Here is a 3,295-nt window from a genome sequence, read left to right on the forward strand (position 1 = left end):
CCGCGCGCGGATGTATCCCTTCCCGAAGTGGAGGGCCCCCTGGGGCCCGTGAACGCATCCGCGCGCGGGGTCTCGCTTCCCGCGGCCGCCCCAGCCGCGCCCGCTGCCCGGGCCGCCCCGGCCGCTCCACCAGAAACAGAACCGACCGAACCCCGCGCAAACCGCAACCAATCAAGCAACCGCAACGTCGACCGACAGTCGTACTCGTTGTAGTCCAAGATCCGCTGCCGCAACCCCGCAGCCCGCGCGTCCCCCTCACTCACCAACTTCGCGTACTCCGCGTACTCCGTGACCGACGCCGTCGCGCTCGTGACGCCCTCCCGCGCCGGGTCGTCCTGCATGTACAGCGGTTCGAGCTTCTTGATCGACTTCGACCGGTTCGAGATGCGCAGGCACGACCGGACCACGGCGTAGAGGTCGACGAGCACGCCGTCGCGCAGGAGCTGGTCCACCTCGTCCTCGTAGACGCCGTGGCGTGCCGCGATCGAGAGCAGGTGCGTCCGCTCGTAGGCGGCGTAGTGGTAGACATGCAGGTCGGGGTGCTCCGCGAGCCGTGCGTGGAGGTGGTCCACGAACCGCACGAGCGCGTCGCGCTCACCCGCCAGGTCGTCGGCCCACAGCCCGTGGAAGGGCGGGTTGCCGCCGTCCGGCCCGGGGCGCTCGACCCACCCGAAGAGGTAGTCGAGGCCCATGGCCGGCGCCTGGTCGTCGCCGGGCAGCCGCGCCTCCTCCCACAGGGGATCCCCCTCGAAGTCGAAGAACACGTCGCCCGGGCTCGGCGGCGGGAGGCGGTCGATCGCCTCGGTCGCCACGAGCTGCCAGCGCAGCCGCGCATCGGGGCCGTCCGGGTCGACGCCGTCGGGCAGGTGGTCGAGCGCGACCGAGCCGTCGCCGTCGTCCAGCCCGAGCTGGAGACGCGCCTGGGCGCGCAGGCCCTCGAAGCGGCCCGCGGCCATGCCGTCCGGCGGGTCCTCGGCGGTCGCGAGGGCGTCGATCGTGGTGAGGCCCGCCGCGGACAGTCTGGCCCGTTGCGCCCCGTACACCCCGCCGACGAGCAGCACGTCCCGGCTCTCCTGGGCGGCCTCGGCGCAGTCCGGGCAGTCGCGCAGCCGGCCGCACGCCAGGTAGCGCTCGTCGTGCCACCGCACGGGGCCCTCGTCGGCGACGTGCTCGTCCAGGACCTCGATCAGCCGGGTGCGCCGCTTGCGGAAGACCGGCAGCAGGTCGGCGAGCCGGTGCGAGGTGGTCTCCCCGGTGCCGAGCACCAGGTGCACCTCGTCGGTCGGGTCGATCCGTGCCGCCATGAGCTGGTCCGCGTACGCGGCGAGCTGCAGCAGGGCGCGCACCTTGGTGCGGCGGGCGAGCTTGGAGTCGTGCACGGCGTACCGCGGCCGGGGAACGTGCGCCTCGGCGTGCCGGGGCCACCGCTCCGGCGGCACGACCCCCTCGGAGCCGCCCAGGCGGACCGTCTCCCCCAGCAGGTCACGCACCAGGAAGTCGGCCCGGCCGTGGAACCGCCCGTCGAAGAACGAGGCCTGGTAGACGACGTCCGCGCCCTGCTCCAGGGCGGCCAGCGTGCGGTCGTGCGCGTCGACCAGGTCGTCCCGCGTCATGCGGCGGGCGGGCGCGACCTCGAGCACGCCGCCGGGCCGGTCGCCGTCGGCCGGGCCGAAGGCGCGCAGGTGCCCGGCGAGGACGCGCCGTTCGTGATCCTCACCGAGGGCCGCCGTGCGCGCGAGCATCTCGTCCTCCTCCCGCACCCGGCGCGGGCTGCGGCCCAGGAGCTCGTCGAGGCGGCGCAGCAGGCGGAACTCGCACTCGCCCGCGACCACGAGGTCGCTGGCCGAGTGCACGAGCGTGCTGGCGTCGTCGCGCTCCAGGAGGAACATGCCCCCAGGTCTACCAGTGACCTCTGACACGAGCGCGCTACTGTCGCTCCCACACGCGGGGGAAATGTCCGGCATGGCCAGTGCTTCTGGCGCCGACCCGCCTGCATGGCCGATAGTGGGGCCGACCGTATCGAAGGAGCAACCATGCCCGTGCGCTTCAACCCGCCTCCGGGTTGGCAGGTGCCCCCGGGATTCCGACCCGACTCCACCTGGGCTCCCGACCCGTCGTGGCCTCCGGCCCCGCCCGGTTGGGACTACTGGGTCGACCGCCCCGACGCCCCCCAGCCCGATTCCGGACCCACCGGTGCCGCCCCGCCGGCACCCCCCGCACCCCCAGCTCCCCCGGCACCGCCGGCCCCCGTCAGCGGCCCGGACGGAGGTGCCGACACGAGGACCGTCGCGATCCAGGTGATCGACGCTCCCGCCCGGCGTCCGGCGCCCGCGCCGTCGGCGCCCCCCGCCATGGTCCCCGCGGACGCGATGGGCTCGACCATGACGATGGCGCCCATCGGCGCCCCGCCCGCCGCGGGACCGCCCCGGCCGGGCTCCGGGCCGCAGCCCGTCTACCCGCCGCAGCCCGGGATGGCGCCACCGCCCCCGCCGCCCGAGGCCAAGGGCCCGGCGTCGGGCATGCTCGCCGCCCTCAAGGGGCTCGGCGGCCGGAAGGCGACGACGCCTGCCGCCGCCGGCCCAGAGTCCCAGCAGGGTGCCAACGGCCCCGGCCCGCTGAGCATCGACGACGCGAACCGCCGACCGGGCGGATCCGTCCCCGTCGGCACCGTGGCGCCCAGCCCCCGGGGGGCCGGCCAGCGCCCCGGCGGCCCGTCGCGCCAGAACGGCTCGCGCCCGCCGGGCGCCGGGCTCATGGTCGCCATCGGCATCGCCGGGCTCGCGCTGGGCGTGATCATCGGCGTGGTCGTCACGGCCGGCCAGCAGGCCGACGCGAACCAGGCCATCTCGGATGCCCAGAACATCAGGTCGCAGATGGACGAGGCGCGCGCCGAGATCGAGGCCGACCAGGCGCAGGTCGACAAGCGGCGCGACGAGGTGGCCGAGCGCGAGAAGGCGCTGGGCGACCGCGAGGCGCAGGTCAAGGAGCAGGAGGCCGCGCTCAAGCAGCAGCAGGAACAGCAGCAGCAAGAGCAACAACAGCAGGAGCAGGAACAGCAGGAGAACGGGAACGGCAACGGAAACGGCAACGGGACCGTCTTCTACTGGAACTGTGACGCCGTCCGCGCCGCGGGCGCGGCGCCCCTGCCCAACACGGCGCCGGGCTACCTGCCGCACCTCGACCGGAACGGCAACGGCGTCGCCTGCGAGGACGGCGAGTAGGCCGAACCGCTCCATCGGAGCAGGACAAAAATGAGCGGGCCGAGGCAGATCCCCAGATTCTGCCACGGCCCCCT

Annotated in this window: 2 protein-coding genes; one reads left to right on the forward strand and one right to left on the reverse strand. The window is 74.5% G+C overall.

Features of this window, described 5'->3' with window-relative positions; translation table 11 throughout:
* On the reverse strand, positions 1 to 1,889 hold a 1,889-nt coding region (locus ACFWEJ_RS28060; RefSeq protein WP_377232448.1), incomplete at its 3' end, for a TM0106 family RecB-like putative nuclease.
* A 408-nt stretch (positions 1,890 to 2,297) separates the two neighbouring features.
* Between ACFWEJ_RS28060 and ACFWEJ_RS28065 the strand changes: the two genes are divergently transcribed.
* On the forward strand, positions 2,298 to 3,221 hold the full coding sequence (locus ACFWEJ_RS28065; protein WP_377232449.1) for an excalibur calcium-binding domain-containing protein: 924 nt from the start codon (positions 2,298 to 2,300) through the stop codon (positions 3,219 to 3,221).
* Positions 3,222 to 3,295: the final 74 nt, after the last annotated feature.

Origin of the sequence: Promicromonospora sp. NPDC060204, assembly GCF_042728455.1 — a bacterium.
Taxonomy (GTDB): Bacteria; Actinomycetota; Actinomycetes; order Actinomycetales; family Cellulomonadaceae; genus Promicromonospora.